The organism is Streptacidiphilus anmyonensis, from assembly GCF_000787855.1.
GTDB classification, from domain to species: domain Bacteria; phylum Actinomycetota; class Actinomycetes; order Streptomycetales; family Streptomycetaceae; genus Streptacidiphilus; species Streptacidiphilus anmyonensis.
In genome coordinates this window covers 134,914-154,955 of the sequence record NZ_BBPQ01000013.1, presented here as the reverse complement: position 1 = coordinate 154,955, position 20,042 = coordinate 134,914, and the positions used below count along the sequence as shown (strand labels likewise).

Below are 20,042 nucleotides of genomic sequence, written 5' to 3'. Positions count from 1 at the left end.
GGTCGGCGCCGGCGCCTCCGCGCCGAGCAGCACCGTGGGGCCGGGGATCGGCAGCGCCAGCCGGGCGCCCAGCGCGGGGTCGGCCACGAGCAGCAGGTCCGCGCCGCCGCTCCGCACCAGCGCGGCCAGCCGCGCGGGCGGCTGCTCGACGTCGAGGGTGAGGAACGCCGCCCCGGCGCGCAGCACGGCGGCCATGGCCACCACCGCGTCCGGGCCGCGTTCCACGGCCACCGCGCAGACCCGCTCCGGCCCGGCCCCCGCGGCGCGCAGCAGGGCAGCCGCGGCGTCGATCCGCCCGGCGAGCTCGCGGTAGCTGACCTCTCCGTCCGGTGTGGTCAGCGCCACCCGCTCCGGGGTCGCGGCGGCGTGCGCCGCGATCTCGTCCACGAAGGTGCGCATCACGACCCCCCGTCCCGGACGCCCGGCGCCGTCTGGTCCACGGCCACGAAACGCAGCTCGCTGGTGTAGGCGCGGCCCTCGTCGTCGGTCAGCCACGCCTGCTCGGGCGTGGGCAGCATCTCGCTGATCTTCAGGCGGGCGTCCGGGTCCCTGCGGGCCAGCCGGCGCGCCGCCTTCGCCAGGATGGTGAGGTAGACGGGGCTCTCGAAGTCGACGTAGAACGGGCGCGGTTCGGTCGGCGAGACCACGAAGACGAAGCGCGGCAGTTCACGCTCGCGTTGCCACTGACGGGCCCTGACGAAGCGTCCGGCCTCCGTCCTCTCCTCCGCGAAGGCCAGTTCGGCGACGGGGACCTGCCAGGTCTCGCGGGCGACTACCACCTTGTCGACGGTGATCCGCGGTGTGTGGTCGCCCTCGGGGTGGATGGTGAACCGGTCCATCACCTTCTGGGTGAGGGTGTTGGCGTAGGCGTCCAGCAGCGGGTAGCGCGTGCCGTCGGGCAGCACGACCTGGAGGCGGCCGTCCGGGCCCTCGACGACCTCCACGTCGGCGCTGAGCGCCGTGTGCGGTCGGTACGGGTCGCCGGTCTGGTCGATCAGCGCCACCACGTGGTCCTCGGGCCGGTCCAGGGACGGACGGCTGCGCGCCGACCACTTGATCGGCAGTTCCTTGGCCAGCATCGGCAGCAGGCGGGGGCCGGCGAAGTCCCGCGAGGTCTCCGCGATCAGCTCGTCGCGGTCGGGGTGCTGGTGGACGAAGAGCGAGGCGCCCATGGTGTTGAGGGCGCAGTGCATCTCGCCGAGCACCAGCTCGAACTCGCCCCGCGCGACCGCGCCGGCGTTCTCGGCCAGCACCAGCAGGTCGGGGCTGAAGTAGCGGGCCAGCGACCAGCCGGCGCCCGGCTCGCCGAACTCCTCCGCGACGCGGTCGGCTAGGTCCGCCGAGCTCAGCCGCACCCGCCGCACGCCCGACGGAACCTCCAGGATGCGAGCCCACTTGGCGCGCAGCTCGGCCTGGATGGCGGTGATGTCGGCCTTGGACATCGGGTGCGGCGAGGGCAGGCACTCCAGCCACAGCGAGCCCAGGTCGACGGCCCCGCTTCCGTCGCCGTCACGTTCGCGCAGCCGCTGCCACGCCTCGCGCAGGCGGGTCTCCATCGCCTCGGCGAAGCGGTTGGTCATCCAGCGCGCCGCGGTCAGGCACAGTTCCAGCGGGGCGAGTTCGTCCAGCAGGGCGGTGCCCAGCGTCGCCGTCGCGGCGCGGCGCGAGTCGCTGTAGACCAGGCCGCGGCAGGGCGCGGTCCGCTCGCCCTTGGCACGCTGCGCCGCGGTCGCGGTCAGCTCCGCGAAGTCGGCCTCCAGCGCGGCCACAGCGGCGGTCAGTGCGTCCGCGTCCAGACCGGCGGCCTGCACGGCGTCCCGGCCGCGCTCCAGCACGTCCAGCTTGGCCAGCGCCCGCTCGCGCGGGCCGGCGTCGCCGACCCGCTCCAGCACGGCGCGCAGCGCCTGCTCGGGGTAGGTGCTCGCGGGGACGTCCACCTGCCACCGCACCCAGCGCTTGCGGGCCAGTCGGCGCACCGCCTCGAGCAGCGCCTCCGGGCTCTCGCCCAGGGCCTCGGCGATCGCGGCGGAGGTCCGGGTGCCGTCGCAGAGCTCCAGCACCGCGCGGTCGAGGTCGGCGATCGGCTGCGGCGGTCGGCCGGGCACGCGGACCGTCTCGCCGACGACGCGGACGAAGGAGATCCGGTAGGGCGGCATCCAGGCCATCAGCTCCGGGTCCTCGCCCAGCGACTTCGCCAGCGCGTCGATGCCCCAACTGGCGAAGTACACGCGGGAGGCCGCCAGGAACCCCTGCCCCGGCGCGCCGGGCGCGACCTCGACACCCCGGGTGGCGAGGTCCCAGCGGCCCCAGCCGACCGGGCCGAAGAAGCCGATGGTGTCGTTCTTGACGCAGAAGCGCTGCCAGTAGTGCGCCACCAACTCCTCGCGCTGGCGCGGCATGCTGGTGCGGCTCGCGGCGGTCGGGGTCCAGTTCAGGAACGGCGCGATGCCGGTGCGCAGCACCGCCGGGTTCTGCCAGGCCACGGCGGCGCGGAAGCGCGGCGTGGCGGCGATGGTCTGGAGCCGGCGGGCCGTCTCGACCGCGGCCTCGTCGACCGCGGCGCCGAACGCGTCCCAGTCGGGGCCGGTCAGGGCGTCCCCGGGGCCGAACTTGTCGGCCGCCTCGGCCAGTCCGGCCGGGGCCATCCGCAGCACGCCCTCGGCGGGGAAGCCGGGGCCGCGCAGCGCGAAGTGCTCCCACAGCCGCCACCTCCCACCGGGCAGCAGCACGTTCTCGGGGTCGTCCGACGGCATGGCGGGACTCCTTCCATGGGTGCGGTGAGGGTCGTGAGGGTCGGGGCGGCGGCCGGTCCACCCGGTTCGCCGCGGCGGACCGACTCACGGCCGGACCGCTGACGGCCGGATCCGGCCTTCAAGCACCCTGCCGTCGCCGCGCACCGCGGCGACAGAGAAGAACCGGCAGTCACGACCGCGACGCCCACCGCGTGTTCGCCCCTGTCCGCGCCCACCCGCCCCCGGGCACGCTGGGCCCGTCGCCGCGGCGACCGTCCATCGACCCGACCGGGGAGGAGCCCAGCGCATGACCACCGTTCAGGAACCCGAGTACCTCGTCGTCCGCAACGACGAGGAGCAGTACTCCATCTGGCGCGCCGACCGAGAACTGCCCGCCGGCTGGCACGCGGAGGGCACCAAGGGCCCCCGCCAGTCCTGCCTCGACCACATCGACCAGGTCTGGACGGACATGCGCCCCCTCAGCCTGCGTCAGCGCATGCTCGCCGCCGAGCCGTCCTGACCGCCACGCCCAGCCGGCCACGGCCGCGCGCGGCCGAGCGGGTGACGTGGGGAGGGGCGCGGGGGAGGTCGGGGAGCCGCCTCCGGGCTTCGGTGAGAGGGTGGGTGACGGCCCGTCGCGGGCCTGTTGCGGCCGCCGGGTCTTCCCAGGACTTCCAGGACTCTCCCGAACTTCCAGGACTCTCCCGAAGAGGTGATCGACGATGACCGGCAGGGAACCCGTCGAGGTGACCAATCTCGACCGATACGGCAATCCGCCCCTGCCGTGGGTCCGCGCGCAGGAGGCGCTCAGAAGCGCCATGCCGAGCCCCGCCGTCACGTCCTTCCTGGGGACGGTGCGTCCCGACGGACGGCCCAGCGCGGCGGGGGTCGGGGCGGTCTGGCGCGACGAGGGCCTGTACTTCACCAGCAGTCCCGCCGCGCGCAAGGCGCGCAACCTGGCAGGGAACCCGATGTGCACGCTCTCGACGCGGCTCGGCGGGATCGACGTCGTGGCCGAGGGCGAGGCCGCGCGTGTGACCGACGCGGAGACCCTGGAGCGGATCGCCGCCGTCTACGCCCAGGCGGGCTGGCCCGCCCGGGTCGAGGGCGACGCCTTCACCGCGCCGTTCAACGCGCCCAGCGCCGGCCCGCCGCCGTGGCACCTGTTCCGGATGCGGGTCCGCTCGGTCTTCGGCGTCGCGACCGAGGAGCCCTACGGTGCGACGCGCTGGCGGTTCGCGGACTGAGCGACGTGGGATCGGCCCGGGACGACGGGCGGATCGGGTCCCGGATGGGCGTTGACGTCCGTGGACCGAAGGAGGATAAAAGGGAGATAAGGGACTTCGGGGTCCGTCCCGGAGCCCGCCGCGAGTCCTCGAAGAAGGCGAAAACCGTGGCTGATCTCTTCCACCGCCAAACGGACATGGCGGGACACCCGGACCTGGCGGAGATGCGCGAGCGCTACGCGCGCATCGAGGCGGGGCGCGGCGTGACCGCACTCGACGGGCTGGTGCTGCTCACCGGTCTGTACGCGGCGATCTCGCCCTGGGTGGTGCACTTCAACTTCACCAACCCGAACCTTCGGACCAACAACCTGCTTCTGGGCATCACGTTGGCCGTGATCGGCTTCGGCCTGACCCTGGCGCCGGAGCGGATCTACCCCCGGATGAGCGGCGTCATCGCCGTGATCGGCGTCTGGATGATCACCTCGCCGTGGGTGGTGACCGTAGGCCACACGGCGACGGCGGGGATCATCTGGAACAACGTGCTGATCGGCGCCGTGTGCTGCCTGCTCGGAGCCGCCGCCCTGGGCATGGTGCGCCAGTCGACCCGTGCTCCGGCCGCGGGCGGATAACCCGCGGGCGGATAACCCACGGCCGTCCGGCCTTGCGATGGGGCGGCCCACCCGTCTCGGGTGGGCCGCCTTTCGCCTCCCCGCGGTGGTGCCGCGCGCGAGCGGAGGGAGCATCCTGGAGGACGAGGAGAGGGCGAGGAAGAGGGCGGGAACCAGGGCGCGCTTCCGCTCGGGACGTGAGGCCATGACCGCATCGCAGGATCGCGAGACCGTGATCTGGACGGAGGGGCTGACCAAGCTCTACCCGAGGTCCTCCGTCCCGGCCGTCGACGGGCTGGACCTGGCGGTGGGCCGCGGCGAGCTCTTCGGCCTGCTCGGGCCGAACGGCGCGGGCAAGACCACCACGGTCGGCATGCTCACCACCCGCGTCATCCCCACCGGCGGCCGGGCGCTGATCGGCGGCATCGACATCGTCGCCCGGCCGACACTGGTCAAGCAGCTGATCGCGGTGGTGACGCAGCAGAACACCCTGGACCGTGCGCTGACCGTGCGCGAGAACCTCTACTTCCACGGCCTGCTGTTCGGCATGACGTCCCGCCGCGCCCGGTCCGCGGCGGACGAGCTGCTCGAACGCTTCCGTCTCGCCGGCCACGCCGACGACCCCGTCTTCGTGCTCTCGGGCGGCATGGCCCAGCGGCTCATGGTGGCGAGGGCGATCCTGCACCGCCCCGCGGTGCTCTTCCTGGACGAGCCGACGGCCGGGCTGGACCCGCAGAGCCGGCTCGCGCTGTGGGAGGTGCTGGCGGAGCTGGTGGCCGAGCGGCAGACGATCCTGCTCACCACCCACAACATGGAGGAAGCCGACCGGCTCTGCGACCGGGTCGCCATCATCGACCACGGCCGGATCCTGGCCCTGGACACCCCGACGGCCCTCAAGCGCGGCATCGAGGCCGACGCCCAGGTGACGGTGCAGCTCGCCGGCGCGGGCCCGGAGGCCGCGGCGGGTACGCCGGCGACGGCTGACGGCCGGGGCGACGCCCTGGCGGCGCTGCTGGCGCGCAGCGTGCCCGGCGTGGTGCGCACCCGGGTCGCCGACGGCCGGGTGGAGCTCCAGGTCAACGGCGGTGACCGGCTGCTGCCGCGGGTGCTGGAGGCCGCCGAGTCCGGGGGCTTCGACGTCGCGGACCTGTCCGTGGCCGAGACCACCCTGGAGACCGTCTTCATCCGACTGACGGGCAAGGAGCTACGGGACTGATGAGCGCCGAGACCTCTCCGGTGACCAGCGCGGGCGACGGACCGGGCGGCGGAACGGGTGGCGGAGCGGGCGGCGGTCCGCCGGTCGCGGTGATCCGGCCTCCGCGTTCCAGCGGCACGGCGAGCCGGGCCGCCCTGCGCGCGTTGATCCGACGTGACCTGACCGTGCTGGGCAAGAACTTCGGGGAGTTCGTCGGCCGCACCGTGATGCAGCCGCTGCTGCTGGTCTTCGTCTTCCTCTACGTCTTCCCGACGATCGGCCAGGGCGTCGGCGGCGCGGGCGGCCGGGCGGGGGAGTCGGACTTCGCCACCGTGCTGGTGCCGGGCGTGGTGGCGATCTCGATCATGTTCCAGGGCATCCAGTCCGTCGCCATCCAGCTCTCGCAGGAGTTCGGCTACACCCGTGAGATCGAGGACCGTGTGCAGGCGCCGTGCCCGATCTGGCTCGTCGCAGTCGCCCGCGTCCTGTCGGGCGCGACGCAGGCGCTCATCTCCGCGCTGATCGTCTTCCCGATCGCGGCGGTCGTCCATGCGCCCGGCGTGCACGCGCACCTGACCGTGCACTGGTGGATCGTGGTCACCCTGATCCCCTTGGCCTGCGTGGCGATGACCTCGCTCGGGCTCGTGCTCGGCACCACGTTCGAGCCGCGCAACATCGGTCTGATGTTCGGCTTCGTCGTGCTGCCCCTGGTCTTCCTGGGCGGGACGTACTACCAGTGGACCCGGCTGGGCGCGGTCAGCGTCGGCGGCTTCCACTGGCTCCAGGTGCTGGTCCTGGTCAATCCGCTCATCTACATCGCCGAGGGCTTGCGCGCCGGCCTGACCGACGCGTCCCACATGCCGCTCGTGATCGTCTACCCGGTCCTGACCGGCTTCCTGGCGCTCTTCCTCGGCATCGGGCTGCGCAACTTCCGCCGCCGGGTCCTGTCGTGAGGCGGGACGCGGGGTACGAGGCACGGGACGATTCGGTGGCCCGGCCGGGACGCGCCTGTGACGCGGACGCCGCAACCCGCGGTGGGACGGGCGCCGTCCCTCCGGGCATGAAGAGCTTCTCCGCATTCGGCGGCATACTCGCGGCCTCGGCCCTCTGCCTCACCCTCTCCGCCTGCAGCAGCTCCACCGGCTCCGCGGGCGGACCGACCACCTCCGCTTCGTCCGGCGGCTCCGCCTCCGCGTCCGCCGGCGCGAACGGCTCGACGGGCTCCACCGGGACGGGCGGGACGACCGGTTCCACCTCCGGCGGCGCCACGGGCGGCACCGCGGGCGGTTCCACGTCCGGCGGCACCGCGGGCGGCTCGACGACTGGCGGCTCGACCGGCGGAGGCCTCGCCGCCTGCACCGGCTCGCAGGTCACCGTCGGCGTCGGTACGGGCGGCGCCGCCACCGGGCACCTGGAGGTCGCTCTCCTCTTCACCAACGTCAGCGGCAAGTCCTGCACCCTCTACGGGTACCCGGGCGTCGCCGGCCTCGACTCCGGCGGGCACCAGGTCGTGCAGGCCACGCGCACCCTCCGCGGCTTCACGGGCGGCCTGGCCCAGGGCGCGACCGCCCCGTCGACCATCACGGTCCCCGCCAACGGCCGGGTCTCCGCCATGCTCGAGTGGACCGACGTGCCCGAGGGCAACGCCACCTCCTGCCCGACCTACGACGGCGTCCTGGTCACCCCGCCCGGGACCAAGACCTCCACCCGCCTCGCCTCGCTCCAGCCCAACGCCTGCACCCTCCAGATCCACCCGGTCGTCTCCGGCACCACCGGCGACCAGCAGTGACCCGAACGTGACCCGAACCGTCACCGGGTCAGCGCGATCCAGGGGCGGTGGCCGGGGTCGGCTCGGACGTCGGAGGCTCGGACGTTCGCTGCTCGGGGGATGAGTGCGGAAGCCGCCGTACCGACCGGAGGGTGAGCGGGAGGGCGGCGAACGCCACGGAGGCGAGGCCCGAGACCGTGGTCGCGGTGTACGGCCCGAACGCGGCCGAGGCCGGTCCCACCGACAACTGCCCGATGGGAATGGCGATGTAGGAGAAGAGGTCGTCGTACGCGGCGACCCGGGACAGCAGACGCCGCGGGACGTGCTCCTGAAGCGAGGTGTCCCAGCCGATCGACGAGACGGCCGAACCCGTGCCCGCGACGAAGGCGATGACGAGAAGCCAGGGCACGGGAAGCCGCACGCCGAGCGCCAGCAGCGGCAACCCGACCAGCATGCTCATCAGTTGACTGAACGCCAGAAGCCGTCGCACGTACAGTCGGTAGAGCACGCTGCTCATCAGCAGCATGCCGGCGCCGCGTGCGCTCAGCAGCAGGCCCCACGTCGCGGCCGAGCCCGCCCGCGCGGTGAGCTCCGGGCCGAGGATCTGCCACGTGCCGGTCTGCACCAGGTTCAGGCCGCAGAAGGCCAGCGTCACCGGCCAGAGCCAGCCCGTGCCGCGGAACGCCGACCAGCCCTCCCGCAGGTCGCGCGCGAGGTGACGCCGGGCGGCTCCGGCCGGGTCCGCACCGGAACCCGGTGGAGTCGACGCCCGCGACGGGAGACGCCACAGACACCCCGCCGCGAGGAGATAGCTGAAGGCGTCGATCGCGATGGCCGCGCCGCCGCCGGTCGCCACGACGAGGAGGCCGGACATGCTCGGGCCGAGCACCTTGCTTCCGTTGCGCACCGTCCCGAGCAGCGCGTTCGCGCGCTGGAGCTGGTCGGAGGGGACCAGCTCCGGCACCAGTCCGCGCAGGGCCGGCGTGGTGAACGCGGAGAGCAGTCCGTTGAGGAACTCCAGGCCGGCGATCGTGCCCAGGGCGTAGTGCCCGGTCAGCAGCAGCGTCGCGACGGCGCCCTGGGTCAGCGCCGCGCCGAGGTTGGACACGACGAGCACGGCCCGTCGCGGCAGCCGGTCCGCGACCGCGCCGCCGATCAGCAGGAAGCCGAGCAGCGGCACCATCCGCACGGCCAGCACGATGCCGAGGTCGCCCGCGCGACCCGAGGCGTCGAGCACGGCGAAGGCCAGCGCCACGGGCGCCATCGAGCTGCCGAGGAGGGAGACGGTCTGTCCGGCGAAGAACCAGCGAAAGCCCGCCCGACGCAGCGGGGAGGCCGAGGTGGGTGGAGTGAGCACCGGCCACACACTGCCCCAGGTGCCGGGAGCGCACTAATCTTTCGCCTACGGCCGAAAGCTCGGGGGTAGTTCGAGGACTCGCCGAAGGCGAAGGCCCGCCGCCGAGCGCGAAGGCGTCCCCTCGGCGCGGAGCGACAGAAGACAGGAAGAGAAGGGGGCACGGGCATGGTGCTGCTGCGCTTGGACTCGCTCGCGTTGGCGCGCTCCCGTTTCGCGCTCTCGCCCGCGGCCGAGACGCTCGGCGCGCTGATGGCGTTGTCGCGTCCCTGCGTCGATCCGTGGCTCGCCCGCTGGCATGCCCGCCATCACGCCACGCTGCGCGCGACCCTCGCGGCGGACCCCTTCGCCGAGGGCCTGGTCCGGCTCGTGAGCTCGACGAAGTACCTTCCGGACCACGTCAGCCTGCCGCCGACCGACGGCATGCGCACCCGACTGGAGGACGAGCTGGCGCAGATGCGCGAGGTCCCGGACGACGTCGTCGTCGAGAGCGTCCGGCTCGCGGTCGCCGCGAGTTGGGAGGAGCACGACGTCGCGTCCTGGCTCACCGGCTGCGACTTCGCGGCCCGCACCGCCGAGCTCTACCGCCGTGCCTGGGACGCCCATCTCGCCGAGGACTGGCCCCGCCGTCGGAGGCTGCTGGAACGCGACGTCACCTACCGCGCCGGACTGCTCGCCGCCTACGGATGGCCGCGCGCGTTGGAACAGATGGCCAGGCGCACCGCCTGGACCGGCGCCGACGCGATCCGCTTCAGCGACCGCCCCGGCCCCGACCGCGTCGTCGGGCCGGACGGCATGCTGTTCGTCCCCTACACCGGCGCGCGGGGCACATGGCTCTGCGAGGCGCTCGACCGCCCGTACGCGCTGGTCTACCCCGCGCGCGGCCTCGGCGTCGAGGCGTCCCCGGGGCCGTCCACGGAGCAGTCCGCTCCCTCCGGCGACCGGGACCGGGACCGCGACGGGGACCGGGACCGCGACCGGGACCGGGACCGGCGTGACCGCGCGCTGGGACGACTCCTCGGCACCGGCCGCGCCGCGATCCTACGCGCGCTGGCCCGCCCGGCGACGAGCAGCGAACTCGCGGCGGAGCTTGACCTCTCGCTGGGCACCGTCGGCGGCCACCTCGCCGTCCTGCGCGAAGCGGAACTCGTGGTCGGAGCGCGCGTCGGACGCCGCGTGGTCTACCGTCGCACCGAGGCGGGCGAGGTGCTCGCCACGGGGACGACGGGGGAACGTCATGACGACGGGATCGACGGGGGCGAGTGACACGAACGAGGCTGTGCCACGCACGGACCGTGTGGTCAGCGCGGACGGTGCGGACCGTGCGGACCGTGTCCGCGGGTGCCTGCTCGGCGGCGCGCTGGGCGACGCGCTGGGCTGGCCGGTGGAGTTCCAGCGCCTGGAGCGGATCCTTGAGCGGCACGGCGCGGAGGGGGTGCGCGCCCTGCCGAGACCCCTGGGCGGACTCGCGGAGGTCACCGACGACACGCAGATGACCCTGTTCACCGCGGAGGGCCTGCTCCTGTCGCCCAGGCCGACGTCGGAGGCCGTCCTGCCCGCCGTGCACGCCGCCTACCGGCGCTGGCTGCGCACGCAGTGCGAGGCCGCACCGAAGCCGGACGCGACCGGTCTGCTCGCGGAGGGTTGGCTCTACGCCTCACGCGCGCCGGGCAACGCGTGCCTGTCCGGCCTGGAGGCCCATGCCGAGCCGCCCGTGTCCGTTCCCGTCGCGCCGGGCGAACCCGGCCCGGTGAACCCCGGCTCCAAGGGCTGCGGCACGGTGATGCGCTCGGCGCCCTTCGGCCTGCTCGGGCTCGGTGTCGAGCAGTCCTTCCGACTCGCCTCGGACTGCGCGCAGCTGACACACGGCCACCCCACCGGATACCTCGCGGCGGGCGCCTTCGCCGCGCTCGTCGAGCGGCTGGTCGCGGGCGTCGACCCGGGGGTGGCGGTCACGGAGACCATCGCGCAGACGGCGGCCTTTCCCGGCGCGGGGGAGACGGTGGTCGCGCTGGAGCGGGCGGTCCGGCTGGCGGCGGAGCAGCCCGGCTTCGACACGGTGGAACGGGTCGGTCTCGGCTGGATCGCGGAGGAGTGCCTGGCGATCGCCGTCCACGCCCTGCTCGTCGCTGCCGCGGTGGGCCCACGACGTGCGCTGACCCTGTCGGTCACGCACTCCGGCGACAGCGACTCCACGGGCGCCGTCTGCGGCAACCTCCTCGGCGCGGCCTACGGCGCGGGTTCACTCCCCGCGGACTAGCTGTCCCAGGTCGAAGGCCGCCAGACGCTGCTCCGCGTCGCAGACGCCCTCCTCGCCACCCGCTGACCGAGCCGCCCGCGACCGCCCGCGCGGTGGGGCGCCAGGCCGGGCTCGCGAGGAGCCCCTCCTGTTGACCCTCCATCGCCCTGCCGCCGAGCGGCGGGGCGGTCGAGCCCGCGGCCTACCCGTCGCGCCGGGCGCTGAGCCCGCGAGCTCCGTGGCGCGCGGCGGGGGCGCCAGGCCGGGTTCGCGAGGAGTCCCTCCTGTTGACCCTCGATCGCCTTGCCGCTGAGCGGCGGGGCGGCCGAGCCCGCGGCCTGCCCGTCGCGCTGGGCGCTGAGCCCGCGAGCTCCGTGGCGCGCGGTGGGGCGCCAGGCCGGGCTCGCGAGGAGTCCCTCCTGTTGGCCCTCCATCGCCTTGCCGCCGAGCGGCGGGGCGCTGAGCCCGCGAGCTCCGTGGCGCCTGTCACGTGGCCGTCTTGCGTGCGGCCGGGATCTCGCCCGCCGCGTGGCGCCTTCCCGCCGAGCCGCCCTCTCTCCGAGCTGCTGTCCCGCCCTGCCGGGCTCGTCCGTCTTCGCCGCTACGGGGCCGGAACCCCGGGGTGCTCCAGCTCCCAGGCCAGTTGGGCCAGCGCGTGCATCTGCTCCAGCATGGTCCGCTGCGGGGCGGCGTCCAGGTGCCGGTACTGGAGGCCGACCGTGATCGACAGTCGCTCGGGCAGGTGCAGCGCGGGATAGCGGTTCTCCGCGGCGATGCGGCGCGCCGCATCCTGCGCGGGGATGCCCGAGGCGTGCAGGGTGTGGACGCGGTCGCGCAGGTGGCAGAGGTAGTCGCGGTGGGAGTGGACGCCGTCGCGGTCCAGGACGGGGCCGTGGCCGGGGACGATGACGGTCGCGCCGGTGGCCAGCACGCGGTCGCAGCCGTCGATCACGTTCTCGAGCGGACCGGCCCAGTGGACGGGATGGTCGCCCGCCTCCGCCTCGGTCGCGGCGAAGACGATGTCGCCGCCGAAGCAGACCCGTTGGCGCGGCAGGTAGGCGAGCAGGTCGCCGGCGGTGTGCGCGGGCGGCAGCTGGCTCAGCTGGACGGGGATGTCGCCGACGGCTATCTCCACCTCGCCGGCGAAGGTGAACGCGGGCTGCGGCAGCCGCGTCTCCGGCCAGCGGTAGCGGCCGAAATGGCGGCTCAGGTACCAGCCGACGAGGGTGTCGGGATCGGTCTCGTGGACCAGCCGGTGCAGGTCGCACGGGTCCGGCTCGTGGGCGATCTGCGCCGCGGCCGCGCGGGTGTAGACGACGCGTGCGTCCGGGACCGCCTCCCAGCCCCACAGGTGGTCGCCGTTGCCGTGGGTGACCAGCAGCCAGTCGATCTCCCCGTCCGGGGCGAGCAGCGGACGCGAGAGTGCGAGGAACTCGTCAGCCAGCGCCCGGTCGTAGGGTGAGTCGATCCACGCGGCGCTCGAACCGCCGGTCAGAAGACCGCAGTTGGCCAGGCCCCAGCCGACGCCGGGCCGTGGGCGCCAGACGTGCACGCCGTCCGCGACGGGACGCAGCTCGCCCCGGGCCGGGGCGTGGGGCGTGCGTCCGGCCGGAACCATGCGGGTGGTGGCTTGAACCGTGCGGTCGGCGTTCATGGTCGTAGATTGTGCGATGAACACGCCCCGGGACGCGAACGCGGTCCGCAGAGCAGACCAGCAGACCAGCAGAGCAGACCAGCGGGCCTGCCGAGCAGAGCCGGCCGTCGGCAGGCCGACGGCCGATGCCCGCCATGAGCACGTCGACAGGACAGGGCGCCCCACCGTGTCTCCGACCGTTCCCGCCGCTGCCCGCGCCACACTGGACGGGTAGGGGATCACCGAACCGGGAAGGGGCTCGACCAGATGCCGCAGCGCATGCCGGAGGCCGAGGATTCCACACGGCCGCCGCTGTCCCTCGCCGAGGTCGAGGCGATCGCCCGCACCGGGCACTCCGAACAGGTCGACAAAGCGGGCCGCCCGTACGTCGGGCACCTGGCGGAGGTCGCCGCAGGCACCGCCCGGCACGGCGGCGACGAGGCGCAGATCGCGGCGGCGTGGCTGCACGACGCCGTCGAGGACGGCGTGCTGACGGCCGAGTGGCTCGCCGCGGCGGCGCTTCCGAAGCGTACGAAGGACATCGTGCTCGCGCTCACCCGACGCGAGGGCGAAGCCCTCGGCGACTACACCGCGCGCATCCTGGCCACCCCTGGCGCGGTCACCGTCAAGGACGCCGACCTGGCCAGCAACTCCGCGGCGCGACGCCTGGCCCTCATCCCCGACGCCGCGAAGCGGTCCCGCCTGACGGCGAAGTACGAGCGCATGCGTCGTCTGCTCCACCCCGACGTGCAGGCGCCTCTGCCGGCGGGCGACGGCGGCGAGGGCGATCCGACGGACGAGGAGCTGCTGGCAGGCCTCGACGGCGCATCGGGGGCATGGGGGCGACTCAGCGAGTTCGCCTCCGGCTGGGCGGTGCAGGACGCCGACGCGCGCTGGGACGACCGGCACTGGGTGTACGGCCCCCGCGTCGGCGCGGTGGCCACCTCGCTCGACGCGGTCGGCGCGGTGCGGCCCGCGTACGACTGGAACGCCTTCAGCTACCCGCTCCTCGCCACGGACGGCACCCTCACCCCCGCCGACGCCGTCCGCACGGCGACCTCCGTCCTCCGCGCCGAGCGCTTCGTCGCCGGCACCCTCGCCACCGCCTGGATGAACGGCCGCCTGAGCGCGGTCGTCCGCGCCCTGGTCCACTGGCACGAGACGGGGACCTCGTAGTCCGGGGCCGGTCTCAGGCTCCGGCGGCTCAGTCGTAGTCGTAGACCGTGACCGGCACGCCCTGCGCGACGAGGGCATGCCGGACCAGCGGCTCGACCCGCTCCCACCGACCGCCGGCGAGCCCGCAGCCGATCCGCGGCATGTGCACCGACGCGCGCAACTCCAGCACCTGCGGTGCGAGGCTGATCAGCGCCTGTTCGATCGCCTCGTAGCGCACGGGCACACCCTTGCTGCCGGTGCGGATGCCGCGCTGGCCCACCATGTTGGCGACCCAGAGCTGCTGCTCGGCCCGACCGACCGGTACGAGCTGGACGGCGCCCAGCCCGAAGTCGTTCCGCGCCCGCTCCCGGTGCCATCTCCGGTACGCCGCCTCCGGCTCGGGCCAGCGCCGGGAGAGGGCCACCACGAAGCCCTTGCCCCAGCCGCCCAGGTCGTTGCAGACGTGCGCGATCACCTTGGGTCCCTTGCCCTGCGGCGCCGTCGCGTCGCCGCGCAGGTAGCGGATCCCGTCATCCCCCGCGTTCACAGTCCAGACGTTAGCGGCCGCCACTGACAGATCCCGCTGTCAGAACCCCGCTGTCAGAACCCCGCCGACAGGACTGCGCCGCCGTCCCTCACTCCGCCGGGGCGGCCAGCTCCTCGGCCAGTGAGCGCTGGAAGGCGGTGACGAGGGCCTGGACCGCCAAGGGCTCGATATGGGCGGTCAGCTCCTTCATCCGTTCCAGTCCCTCCGGGTCCGGTTCGGAGGCGCGGAACGGTCGCCAGACCGTGTCGCGGAAGAGTCGGTGCAGGTCGTGCGCGGTGGCGCGGCTGTGGAGACGGACCACGGCGCGGGCGGCGACGAGGGTCTCCAACGGGATCGGCACGTCCAGGATCCGCAGGCCGAGCGGGAGCAGGCCCGGGTCGACGGGGAAGTCGACGGGGACGGAGCCGTCCTCGGCCGGGGGCTGGGGGAGGATCGCGCCCGTGGCCGCGAGGCGGTTGAGGTCCTCGTCCGTGAGCGGTCGGCCGGCCCGGCGTTCCAGCTGTTCGCGGGTGATCCGTTCGGCGGTCTCCGGCTGCCAGGAGGCGACGAGCGCGCGGTGCACCGCCAGGTCCAGGGAGCCGATGTCGTCCGGCAGCTGCGTGAGGTAGCGCTCGATCGCGGCCAGCGTCAGACCCTGGCGCTGCAACTCCTCGATCAGCTCCAGCCGGCCGAGGTGCTCCGGGCCGTAGCGGCCGACCCGGCGCGGGCCCAGCTCGGGCGGTGGGAGCAAGCCCTTCGCGGCGTAGAAGCGCAGCGTGCGGACCGTGATCCCGGCGCGCGCCGCCAACTCGTCAACCGTGAACCACGCCTCGTCCGCCAACCGTGCCTCCACCCCGCCCGCCGAGCCCAGTGGGCTCAACAGTATCGCTGTCACACCCCGGGGATCGGGCTCGGGAATGGGGGCGGGTGGCCAGATGTTGTGGAGCATGATTGAATTTTCAACAACCTGGCTCCCGGGACGAGCCGAGCCAGCCATGAGAGGTGAGCACGATGCAGTTCGGGATCTTCACGGTCGGTGACGTCACCCCCGACCCCACCACCGGCCGCACCCCGAGCGAGCGGGAGCGGATCAAGGCCATGGTGGCCATCGCCCAGAAGGCCGAGGAGGTCGGCCTCGACGTCTTCGCCACCGGCGAGCACCACAACCCGCCCTTCGTGCCCTCCTCCCCGACGACCATGCTGGGCTGGATCGCGGCGAAGACCGAGCGGATCATCCTCTCCACCTCGACGACGCTGATCACCACGAACGACCCGGTGAAGATCGCCGAGGACTTCGCGATGCTGCAGCACCTCGCCGACGGGCGCGTCGACCTGATCCTGGGCCGCGGCAACACCGGACCGGTCTATCCGTGGTTCGGCAAGGACATCCGCGACGGCATCTCGCTCGCCGTCGAGAACTACGCGCTGCTGCGCCGCCTCTGGCGTGAGGACGTCGTCGACTGGGAGGGCCGCTTCCGTACGCCGCTCCAGTCCTTCACCTCGACGCCGCGCCCGCTCGACGGCGTGCCGCCCTTCGTCTGGCACGGCTCGATCCGCTCCCCCGAGATCGCCGAGCAGGCGGCGTACTACGGCGACGGCTTCTTCCACAACAACATCTTCTGGCCCAAGGACCACACCGAGCGGATGATCGAGCTCTACCGCACCCGGTACGCCCACTACGGACACGGCACCCCGGAGCAGGCGATCGTGGGCCTCGGCGGCCAGGTGTTCATGCGCCGCAACTCGCAGGACGCGGTGCGCGAGTTCCGGCCGTACTTCGACAACGCGCCGGTCTACGGGCACGGCCCGTCGCTGGAGGAGTTCACCGCGCAGACCCCGCTGACCGTCGGCACGCCCGAGCAGGTCATCGAGAAGACGCTGAGCTTCCGCGACTACGCGGGCGACTACCAGCGCCAGTTGTTCCTGGTCGACCACGCGGGCCTGCCGCTGAAGACGGTGCTGGAGCAGATCGACCTGCTCGGCGAGGAGGTCGTCCCGGTGCTGCGTCGCGAGTTCGCCGAGAACCGCGGCGCCGACGTGCCGGACGCGCCCACGCACGCCTCACTGCTGGCCGCCCACGAGGCGACCGCGCAGGCGGAGCCGGTCCAGTCCTGAGGCGCGGTCGGCTTAGCGCCGGCGAGCGCCGGCAGGAAGCGCGCAGCAGCAGCGGGAAGCACGCAGCACCAGCAGGAAGCAAGAAGAAGGAGAGAACGTCGTGGAAGCCATCACGTTGGCCGTGGTCTCGGCGGGCCTGAGCCAGCCGTCGTCGACGCGCCTGCTCGCGGACCGCCTCAGCGAGGCGGTCCGGGACCGGCTGGCGGACGCGGGCCGGGAGGTCCTGATCGAGCACGTCGAGCTGCGCGAACTCGCCCACCCCATCGCGGACAACCTCGTGACCGGCTTCCCCGGCGAGGCGCTGCGGGGCGCGACCGAGACGGTGACCGGCGCCGACGCGGTGATCGCGGTCTCGCCGATCTTCTCCGCCTCCTACAGCGGCCTGTTCAAGTCCTTCTTCGACGTGCTGGAGCAGGGCGCGCTCACCGGCAAGCCCGCCCTCCTCGGCGCGACCGGCGGCACCGCACGCCACTCCCTCGCGCTGGACCACGCCCTGCGCCCGCTGTTCGCCTACCTGCGTGCGGCCGTCGTGCCCACGGCCGTCTTCGCGGCCTCGGAGGACTGGGCCTCCGCGGAGCAGAACGGCCTGCGGCAGCACATCGACCGTGCGGCCGACGAGCTGGCGGCCGTCCTGCTGCGGCAGCCCGCGCGGACCCGGCGTCCCGACGCCTTCGCGGACGTCGTGCCGTTCGAGCAGCAGCTCGCCGCGCTCAGGCTGCCGTAGCGGGACACCGCGGGACACCGGGTGACGCGGTGGGTCACCGGGCCGGCAGCGCGTAGACGTGGTTGTCGTGGGCGGTGTAGAGCAGGGTGCCGTCCGTCGCGCACCACCAGTCGGCGTCCTGGCTGCCGCCGTCGGTGAAGGTCCACAGCAGGTGGCCGTTGGTGCGGTCGAAGGCGGCGACGGCGTCGCCGCCCGAGGCGGTGGCGACCGTGCAGAAGAGGGTGTCCTGGACGACCAGCAGCGGGCTGGAGTTGAGACTCAGCTGGACCTGGGACGACCAGAGCTGACTTCCGCTGCGGGCGTCCAGCGCCAGGAGTTCGCCGAGGCCGAGGGTGCAGTAGACGACGCCGTCGTGGTAGCCCGGATTGCCGTAGCCGACGTTGCCCTGCTTGGGCGCGGTCATCCGCTTCTCGCCCTTGGCGAGCCCGTAGCCGACCAGCTGTGTGCCGGAGAGGTAGAGCGTGTCCCCGCCGAGCAGCGGCATCGAAGGATCCGGGAAGCCCGGCAGGCCGTAGTCCTGCGACCACAGTTGGGCGCCGGTCGTGGTGTCGCGCACCACGACGTTGTTGTTGTCGTTCGTGTAGACCAGGTACTTCGCGGTGGCGAAACCCAGCACGTTCTGGCCGTCGCCCGGCTTCACGTTGCGCTGCTGCTCCCACAGCAGCTTCCGCTGGTGCAGGTCGACCGCGATGACGATCTGTTCCGGGTTGTCGTTGACGACCACGTTGCCCTTGCCGTCCACCGGGTACTTCTCGGCGACGACGAAGGCGGCCTGGTCGTTGATGCCCAGCAGCTGGTGCAGGCTGTACTGCTGGGGGGCCCGCGTCGCCCACTTCTGCCCGCCGCTGCTCGGGTCCAGGCCGACGATCGTCTCCATGGCGTCGCTCGGCAGGGTCACCACGAACCCGCCGCCGACGCCGAAGGGGGACTGCTGGAACAGGTCCGGCAGCGCGGGACCGGTCCACTGCTTGGCTCCCGACCGCATGTCGAGCGCCACCAGGCTCTCGTCGGCGACCAGCAGCTGCTTCCCGAGCACCACCGGCGGGGAGTCGACCTTCTGGTTCGCCTGGTACGTCCAGATCGGCGTGGGCGCGACACCCGGCGGGCGCGTGGGCTGCGCCGAGGGGACGGTGGTCGTGGTGTCGGAGTCGGTGTGCTTGCGCTTGGGGGAGTTCTTGTTCGACATGGCCAGCGCCACCCCGCCGCCCGCGGCCACGACGGCCACCGCGCCGACCGCGCCGTAGAGCACCTTGCGCCGCGAGGGCGTCGAGGCGGCGGCGACGCCGGAACCTCCCGACGCGCCCGCGCCTGCGCCCGTTCCGGCTCCCGTACCCGTACCCGTACCCGTACCCAGGATGACCGTGCCGTCCGCCGCCGCGTTCCCGCCGGCGCCGAGGACCACCGTCCCGCTGTCCTGGCCCTGAGCCCGGCCCGCCTCCGACCCGGCCCCCGCACCGGTACGCGGGTCCACGGGCGGCGCGGTCGGCGCGGGCGTCTCCAACTCCATCACGCGGGCCGCGTGCTGAGCGATACCGGAGGCGACCTGGGCGGGCAGCCAGCCGCCCTGGAGCAGCGCGGCCGCACCCTCGGGGGCGAGCATCCGCACCAGCTGGGCGGGGGTCGGACGCGCCGCAGGGTCCTTCGCCAGGCAGGCGCCGACGGCCTCGCGCAGCGCGTCCGGCACCTGGTCCAGCTCCGCGGGCTCGTGCACCACGCGGTAGAGCAGCGAGGCCGCGGACTCGTGCCCGAACGGGCCGCGACCCGTCGCGGCGAAGGCCAGCACCGAACCGAGCGAGAAGACGTCGCCCTCCGGCCCCACCTTCCCGCCCGACGCCTGCTCGGGCGACATGAAGCCGGGAGAGCCCACGACGACGCCGGTGCTGGTCAGCGCCACCCCGGCGCCGTCCAGCGCGCGGGCGATGCCGAAGTCGATGACGCGCGGCCCGTCGGCCGCCAACAGCACGTTCGACGGCTTCAGGTCACGGTGGATCAGGCCCGCCCCGTGGATGGCCCGCAGCGCCTCCGCGAGGACGGCCCCGAGCGCCCGCACGGTGTGCTCGGGCAGCGGCCCGTAGCCAGCCACGGCCTCCGTCAGGGAGGGCCCGAGGACGTAAGCGGTGGCCAGCCACGGCGTCGCGGAGTCCCGGTCCGCGTCCACGACCGGCGCGGTGTACGCGCCGTCCACGCTCTGCGCGGCGGCGACTTCGCGCCGGAAGCGGTCGCGGAAGTCGGGGTTGTCGGCGAGGTCCGCGCGCACCACCTTCACCGCGACGGTCCGCCCGCCCGCGCTCCGGGCGAGGTACACCCGCCCCATCCCTCCGGCTCCGAGCCGCGCGACGAGTCTGTACGGGCCGATGGTTGCTGGATCGTCAGCTTCGAGCGGTTGCATGGCGGGTCCCCCGTCGAGTCTTCGTGGCTACGTCCGGCGCAGATTCTAGGCCGCACGGATCACACGACGAACCGGGGTGCCTGGCGCCCGCGCAAGCAGTCCGATCCAGCCTCGGGACAACGGACATGTCCCCACGTCAGCCGCCCTCCGGCCCTCCCGCCGGAACTCGCCCCGGGCGAGCTGAGACCCCACCCCTCCGACCTCGAGCCCCCCACCCGCCCCGTCTCACGCCCCGTCTCCCGCCTGGCCTGCCGACCTGGCCGGGGCGCTGGCTTGGTCGGGCCGCGCTGGTTCCCGCCAGCGCGGTCGCTTGGTGTCGCCTCGTCGCTCGGCCTGCGGCTCCGTCGCCGGGTGCGCCGCTCGGCCTTGGCCCTCGGC

General features: G+C 73.7%; 18 protein-coding genes and 1 pseudogene. 12 read left to right on the top strand and 7 right to left on the bottom strand.

Features of this window, described 5'->3' with window-relative positions; translation table 11 throughout:
* On the bottom strand, nucleotides 1–399 hold a 399-nt coding region (locus tag TR50_RS15620), incomplete at its 3' end, for an AMP-binding protein (RefSeq protein ID WP_042420902.1).
* Nucleotides 399–2,753, bottom strand: coding sequence for a lantibiotic dehydratase (locus tag TR50_RS15615; protein ID WP_042420901.1), 2,355 nt, complete (start codon nucleotides 2,751–2,753; stop codon nucleotides 399–401). The genes TR50_RS15615 and TR50_RS15620, both read right to left, overlap by 1 nt.
* A 286-nt stretch (nucleotides 2,754–3,039) precedes the next feature.
* Here TR50_RS15615 and TR50_RS15610 point away from each other — a divergent pair, with 286 nt between their 5' ends.
* From TR50_RS15610 to TR50_RS15585, 6 genes are all read left to right on the top strand, one after another.
* A complete protein-coding gene (locus tag TR50_RS15610; protein WP_042420900.1) occupies nucleotides 3,040–3,252 on the top strand; it encodes an MbtH family protein in 213 nt (70 codons plus the stop codon).
* A 202-nt stretch (nucleotides 3,253–3,454) separates the two neighbouring features.
* Nucleotides 3,455–3,979 carry a pyridoxamine 5'-phosphate oxidase family protein gene (locus TR50_RS15605; RefSeq protein ID WP_042420898.1) on the top strand — a complete coding sequence of 175 codons (525 nt, stop codon included), beginning with the start codon at nucleotides 3,455–3,457 and terminating at the stop codon, nucleotides 3,977–3,979.
* A 146-nt stretch (nucleotides 3,980–4,125) separates the two neighbouring features.
* Entirely contained in the window at nucleotides 4,126–4,587 is a 462-nt protein-coding gene (locus TR50_RS15600) for an SPW repeat protein (RefSeq protein ID WP_174514831.1), read from the top strand.
* 184 nt (nucleotides 4,588–4,771) lie between these two features.
* The gene (locus TR50_RS15595; RefSeq protein ID WP_042420894.1) at nucleotides 4,772–5,782 is read left to right on the top strand and encodes an ABC transporter ATP-binding protein; all 1,011 of its coding nucleotides are present in this window, start codon (nucleotides 4,772–4,774) and stop codon (nucleotides 5,780–5,782) included.
* On the top strand, nucleotides 5,782–6,714 hold the full coding sequence (locus TR50_RS15590) for an ABC transporter permease (protein ID WP_052441022.1): 933 nt from the start codon (nucleotides 5,782–5,784) through the stop codon (nucleotides 6,712–6,714). Before TR50_RS15595 ends, TR50_RS15590 begins: the two co-directional genes overlap by 1 nt.
* 107 nt (nucleotides 6,715–6,821) lie before the next feature.
* Nucleotides 6,822–7,550 (top strand): DUF4232 domain-containing protein, encoded by a 729-nt coding sequence (locus TR50_RS15585; RefSeq protein WP_042420893.1) that lies wholly within the window; start codon nucleotides 6,822–6,824, stop codon nucleotides 7,548–7,550.
* A gap of 28 nt (nucleotides 7,551–7,578) precedes the next feature.
* On the opposite strand, the gene TR50_RS15580 is transcribed toward TR50_RS15585, so the two are convergent.
* Nucleotides 7,579–8,886, bottom strand: coding sequence for an MFS transporter (locus tag TR50_RS15580; protein ID WP_084700363.1), 1,308 nt, complete (start codon nucleotides 8,884–8,886; stop codon nucleotides 7,579–7,581).
* Nucleotides 8,887–9,051: 165 nt separating this feature from the next.
* Here TR50_RS15580 and TR50_RS15575 point away from each other — a divergent pair, with 165 nt between their 5' ends.
* On the top strand, nucleotides 9,052–10,149 hold the full coding sequence (locus TR50_RS15575; protein WP_042420892.1) for a helix-turn-helix domain-containing protein: 1,098 nt from the start codon (nucleotides 9,052–9,054) through the stop codon (nucleotides 10,147–10,149).
* Between the two features lie 13 nt (nucleotides 10,150–10,162).
* Nucleotides 10,163–11,143, top strand: coding sequence for an ADP-ribosylglycohydrolase family protein (locus TR50_RS15570; RefSeq protein ID WP_042420981.1), 981 nt, complete (start codon nucleotides 10,163–10,165; stop codon nucleotides 11,141–11,143).
* A 580-nt stretch (nucleotides 11,144–11,723) separates the two neighbouring features.
* On the opposite strand, the gene TR50_RS15565 is transcribed toward TR50_RS15570, so the two are convergent.
* Complete coding sequence (locus tag TR50_RS15565) at nucleotides 11,724–12,776, bottom strand: MBL fold metallo-hydrolase (RefSeq protein ID WP_236654430.1); 1,053 nt, start codon at nucleotides 12,774–12,776, stop codon at nucleotides 11,724–11,726.
* 258 nt (nucleotides 12,777–13,034) lie between these two features.
* Here TR50_RS15565 and TR50_RS48770 point away from each other — a divergent pair.
* Nucleotides 13,035–13,493, top strand: a pseudogene (locus TR50_RS48770) (HD domain-containing protein); the annotation flags it as partial.
* The gene (locus TR50_RS48765; protein ID WP_236654433.1) at nucleotides 13,479–13,931 is read left to right on the top strand and encodes a DUF6508 domain-containing protein; all 453 of its coding nucleotides are present in this window, start codon (nucleotides 13,479–13,481) and stop codon (nucleotides 13,929–13,931) included. The pseudogene TR50_RS48770 and the gene TR50_RS48765, both read left to right, overlap by 15 nt.
* 28 nt (nucleotides 13,932–13,959) lie before the next feature.
* Here TR50_RS48765 and TR50_RS15555 read toward each other — a convergent pair whose 3' ends face one another.
* Both TR50_RS15555 and TR50_RS15550 read right to left on the bottom strand, forming a co-directional pair.
* Nucleotides 13,960–14,457 (bottom strand): macro domain-containing protein, encoded by a 498-nt coding sequence (locus tag TR50_RS15555; protein WP_042420888.1) that lies wholly within the window; start codon nucleotides 14,455–14,457, stop codon nucleotides 13,960–13,962.
* An 88-nt stretch (nucleotides 14,458–14,545) separates the two neighbouring features.
* On the bottom strand, nucleotides 14,546–15,331 hold the full coding sequence (locus TR50_RS15550) for a MerR family transcriptional regulator (RefSeq protein ID WP_439654224.1): 786 nt from the start codon (nucleotides 15,329–15,331) through the stop codon (nucleotides 14,546–14,548).
* A gap of 116 nt (nucleotides 15,332–15,447) precedes the next feature.
* Between TR50_RS15550 and TR50_RS15545 the strand changes: the two genes are divergently transcribed.
* Together TR50_RS15545 and TR50_RS15540 are read left to right on the top strand one after the other, a co-directional pair.
* Nucleotides 15,448–16,551 (top strand): LLM class flavin-dependent oxidoreductase, encoded by a 1,104-nt coding sequence (locus TR50_RS15545; RefSeq protein WP_042420884.1) that lies wholly within the window; start codon nucleotides 15,448–15,450, stop codon nucleotides 16,549–16,551.
* A gap of 100 nt (nucleotides 16,552–16,651) precedes the next feature.
* Complete coding sequence (locus TR50_RS15540) at nucleotides 16,652–17,275, top strand: FMN reductase (RefSeq protein WP_042420882.1); 624 nt, start codon at nucleotides 16,652–16,654, stop codon at nucleotides 17,273–17,275.
* A 34-nt stretch (nucleotides 17,276–17,309) separates the two neighbouring features.
* On the opposite strand, the gene TR50_RS15535 is transcribed toward TR50_RS15540, so the two are convergent.
* The gene (locus TR50_RS15535; RefSeq protein ID WP_042420874.1) at nucleotides 17,310–19,664 is read right to left on the bottom strand and encodes a serine/threonine-protein kinase; all 2,355 of its coding nucleotides are present in this window, start codon (nucleotides 19,662–19,664) and stop codon (nucleotides 17,310–17,312) included.
* Nucleotides 19,665–20,042 lie beyond the last annotated feature (378 nt).